Below are 4428 nucleotides of genomic sequence, written 5' to 3' on the forward strand. Positions count from 1 at the left end.
GGAGATGTTCACTCGCTATGCAGAGCAATACGGGAGCGACAGCAAAGCGGCTCAGGCCTTGATGGCCTCAGAACTGGCCAGGCAGTCACTCAAGCCCAATCGGGTGTTCTCCGATGGCACGGCATTGCCATCTTCGTTTGAGGACGTTCAAGTTCAACACCGACAAGAAAAGGCCGACACAGCCTTGAATCCGGCGCTCGATGATCGCCATCGCAGCAACGACCGACAGGTGTCTCGTTTCGGCAAGTCTGCGCAAGCAGGCCAATCGGCCCCCGCCCCTGAGCCATCATCGACAAGACAAGAGGTTCAGGCCAGAGGCACAGAGATACGGGCAAGGTCGAAGGCAGATCAAACCGGTTTCGATGCCAAAGCGGAGATCGTCAAGACCAATGACGGAACACTAGCCTCGAAGAAATCGTTACTCACGCAGACCGGGGATCAAGTGGTCAAGGATGCCAGCGCGACCACTGATAACGCTGTTGGCGTTGTGAAAGATCTTCTGAAAAAGTAGTCAGCCCAGATGATCATGGGTGCCGCTGGCGTTCGGGTTCACGTCACTATCAGGTGGCTTCATGAAAGGTGGATGTCCTTTGTCACGCCAGTAGTTCGCAGCAAGGTCCTCTGAGGTCACCCCCATCCCAGGTATTGGATCTGCGTCCCGCTTTGAAGGTCGAGTTCTTCCACCAATGCGAGCCAGCGCCCCTCCAATAGCCGCGCCGAATAGCATCCCGATACAGGCCATGATCACCCGTGTCCCCCAGCCATGCATTGCTGCGGAGAACAGACCAGCCAAGCCACCGAAAGCGATGAAGCCGAAGAACATTGGTTTCCGCATTTTGCACCCCTCACCGATCAGGCTACAGAGACTCAGGTGCGCTTGCAACCCCGCCAGCCACTTGGCTGCATCTGACCAGTTGCGGAATTGGCCGGTGCCAGATTTAGCGCACACAAGCGGACATCCGATTTGTCAAATGTCCTATGTGTCGTCAAATGCCGAGGGGGGGGCGCGAGTCGGCCCCATTTGCGCGGCAAGCCTTTTGCAAAATCTAGCCTGGGATGAACGCAAAAAATACTCCAGGGTGTTTCCTCGCATCCTTCCTCGGCACGCAAGACAGGGGACGGCGCCACCTTGAGAAACTCAGTGCGACCTTCTTAGCGCTGGATGCGAGGATGACTGCTCGTTAACAAATGGAGCCGCTTGTGGGTACCTCAATGCAAAAAATTTCAACCCTGATGACTGCCGCAAAAGACCAATACCATGGTGAGGCTTCAATCGAAGCTTATGGAGCAATCCGCCATGCCAACGCCCTCGCGGAAGTTTTCGTCCGCAGCGGTGAAGCAACCGACCAGGCGCAAGCTGTGTACCTGGCTTCAGCTGAGATTGCTCACCTCAACAGGGTCGCCCGCGGCGAAACCGTCAATCGCGATGCTCGCATGATGCTGGACGAAAAGTCCGAGGACAAGGTCAAGGTTCGCCGCAAGAGCGCACACGCCAAACTCGCACACCCGTAATTGCCCCCCGGGGTCGACGTTGCCGACCCCACTCGTCAAAGATGAGGATCCACACGATGAAATCCACTCCAGATCCCCTGGACACTCCGACTACGAGGCTGCTGCTCAACAAGCTGCCGGATATCCTGACGGCAACCGAGGAAGACGTGAAGAGCGCCATCGAATCTTCACCAGAAGAAGCTGGTTCACTGGCTGACGCTCTTGAGCAGGTGGCCCAAAGCGGTCGCAATGCACGCGAGTGGTTGGGCGGTACCATGTCAGCCCTTCCCATAGGCAACTGGGTGGAGCATGACGGCGCGTTTCAGGTAACCGCATCAAACGGTGCGTCGTTGAAGTTCTTACTCCAGCACGAGATGGTCGAAGGGGATGCAACTGAGGACGCGCAGGTTCAAAATCGCTCACTGCTACTAGACGAACTCTTCAAGTTGCTGGCTGATGCCCCTGCTCGCTACGCGCCCATGATGACGCGCGTGCAGTTGTACCCCGACTATCCGATCCAGCAAGACATCGCGCTGGCGCGCACCATTGACTTGGTTGAGGCCTTCTTCATGCAAGTCTACGGACGCCTAGAGAGGAAGAAGCAGCATGAACTAGGCGTGAGTATCTCGGGAGGTAGGCCACTTCCAATTGAGCACATCCGTCCCCTTGGGATGGAAGCCTTCGTCACAACCTACGAGCACTTGGATCAGCTTTCGGCCGGGCCGGATCATGAGGTGCTGCAGGTCAACTTAGTCGTTTCTGTGATGAGCAACATTGCCGCCAACCGTGTCCTGTTGGAAAGCGCACAACTTGCGGCTCTGGCAAAGGAGGCTGCAGCAGTCAACAAGGATCTTCTGACCGCACTGAACCAAGCGGGTATCGCCGAAGTGCCTGACGTTCAAGACGACGAAGGCATTCAGGCGATGCTCGTCAAGCTCTTCGGATCCAAGGGAATGTTTAAAGGCACCGACGGCATGTCGCGAAGCCTCGGCGGAAGTGATCTCGAAGCGACACTAGCTGCGGCAAAGTTCGCGCAGGGTCAATACCTCAAAACTCGTGCCAGCGTGGTTCACCAGGAAAGTCCCGAGGCGCACACCACTGCCTCGGAGACGCTTATGTTTGCGTTGGCAATGGCTGGGCTGTTTCAAAAGCGCAAGACCGTGCTGAGTGAGTTCACTTCATGGCGGGAATACGCCGCCTTTCCGGCACGCGGCGCGGCTCGAACGAGGCCGCTGCGCCCGCACGCGCTCGAATTGGTTAAGACCATGTACAGCCAGATGGCCTACGCCAACAACGGCTGGAGCTTGCTCGCACATCGAATTGAGGACTACGAGCGCGCGATGGCTTTCAAGCGTGCTTGCTTCCAGATGCTGATCTTCAGAATCTTCAAGCGATGGACCGCAGGGAAGCTCTGCAAGCTGTATGCGTATTCCGCTCAAAAGCACCAGGCCTTCCGATTCAAACCCGCCAGCCGTTCTGATTCAAAACGGCCACTCGTTGTGGTTCGTCCTCACCAGAATGCATAGCGTTCAACATGAGGCTTCCTCCGTCTTCTCTGTGTTCAAGGCCCCTGCCAGGCCGCCGGAGGCGCCCCTCAGGCCGTGCTCTGGCACAGCAGTGTCAGCGCCAAGCACGAACCATTCGCCAAGGGCAAACCAACGGATCGCTTCCATAGCCAGATTTAGCTAATTCAGCGTTTTCACATTGACGAGAATTGACGCTCTGTCATGCAGGCGCTCGGGAACCGAACACGATGATCGCCATGCCGCACAAGGTAACAGCGGAGTATTTCCACTACCGCAGTGACCGCAAACAGGCGCAAGGCCCGCATCCATTGAGATTCTTCAGTCATGCCGATGGACCTCGACCCCAAAGGGGAAGATGATGAAGGTCGAGCCAGACAGCGCTCGTCATGTGCGGGCATCTCGTACAATCAAGCTCATGCTGCTGCCTTGCCAATCTGCCCTGCTGACGCTGGAGTGCTCTCCGGTGGGCACCTTGGCGCTTGGGCACTTCCGGGCGGTCGCACCGCCGTAAGGCTTTTGGATATCACCCCTGCGTGACGCTGCTCTCTGGAGCAGTGGGTTTGAACACCTATTCGTGGCGCACGCGCCATTCCATGACTCGACTGCCACTGGCCTTCTCCAGGCCGATGGCCGTCTACGCCTACGCATCACCATGACACTATCTGTTCGCCAGCAGTGGCTGGGCAATCTCCGGGGCGATGTGCTGTCCGGACTTGTCGTTGCCCTGGCCCTCATTCCTGAGGCCATCGCTTTTTCCATCATCGCGGGGGTAGACCCCAAAGTAGGCCTGTATGCCTCGTTCAGCATGGCGGTTGTGATCGCCATCGCTGGCGGGCGCCCCGCCATGATCTCTGCCGCAACCGGGGCCATGGCTCTGGTCATCGTCTCGCTTGTCAAAGATCACGGCCTGCAATATTTGCTGGCAGCTACCCTGCTCACCGGGGTGATTCAAGTGATCGCCGGGGTATTGAAGCTGGGCGTGCTCATGCGCTTTGTGTCGCGCTCCGTGGTCACGGGCTTCGTCAATGCCCTGGCCATCCTGATCTTCCTGGCGCAGTTGCCCGAGCTGACCAATGTGACATGGCATGTCTATGCCATGACGGCGGCGGGCCTGGGCATCATCTACGGCCTACCCTACATCACCAAGGCTGTGCCTTCGCCACTGGTGTGCATCGTGGTTCTCACGGCCGTATCGATGATCGTGGGTCTGGACGTGCGAACGGTGGGCGACATGGGCCAACTGCCCGACAGCCTGCCCGTCTTCTTGTTGCCTGACGTGCCTTTGAACCTTGACACCCTCAGGATCATCGCCCCGTACTCGCTCACACTGGCGGTGGTCGGCTTGCTGGAGTCCATGATGACGGCCTCCATCGTGGACGATCTGACCGACACCACCAGCAACAAGAGCCGC

At 57.8% G+C, this 4428-nt stretch carries 3 protein-coding genes and 1 pseudogene; all 4 read left to right on the forward strand.

The annotated features are described in order from the left end of the window. Positions 1-511: pseudogene (locus Q7V20_RS13740) on the forward strand (conjugal transfer protein TraG); the annotation flags it as partial. 701 nt (positions 512-1212) lie between these two features. After that, positions 1213-1512 carry a hypothetical protein gene (locus Q7V20_RS13745; protein WP_304792057.1) on the forward strand — a complete coding sequence of 100 codons (300 nt, stop codon included), beginning with the start codon at positions 1213-1215 and terminating at the stop codon, positions 1510-1512. 56 nt (positions 1513-1568) lie between these two features. Continuing rightward, positions 1569-3017: a hypothetical protein gene (locus Q7V20_RS13750; protein WP_304792060.1), complete on the forward strand. Its 1449-nt coding sequence runs from the start codon at positions 1569-1571 to the stop codon at positions 3015-3017. 652 nt (positions 3018-3669) lie between these two features. Continuing rightward, positions 3670-4428: SulP family inorganic anion transporter (locus Q7V20_RS13755; RefSeq protein WP_304792063.1), on the forward strand; the 759-nt coding region annotated here is incomplete at its 3' end.

Origin of the sequence: Aquabacterium sp. (assembly GCF_030652515.1) — a bacterium.
Lineage (GTDB): Bacteria > Pseudomonadota > Gammaproteobacteria > Burkholderiales > Burkholderiaceae_C > Aquabacterium.

What these genes read in the sequence shown, in the direction of transcription:
- Q7V20_RS13745 (WP_304792057.1), top strand. Translation starts at nt 1,213, where the DNA reads ATGCAAAAAATTTCAACCCTGATGACTGCCGCAAAAGACCAATACCAT.
- Q7V20_RS13750 (WP_304792060.1), top strand. Translation starts at nt 1,569, where the DNA reads ATGAAATCCACTCCAGATCCCCTGGACACTCCGACTACGAGGCTGCTG.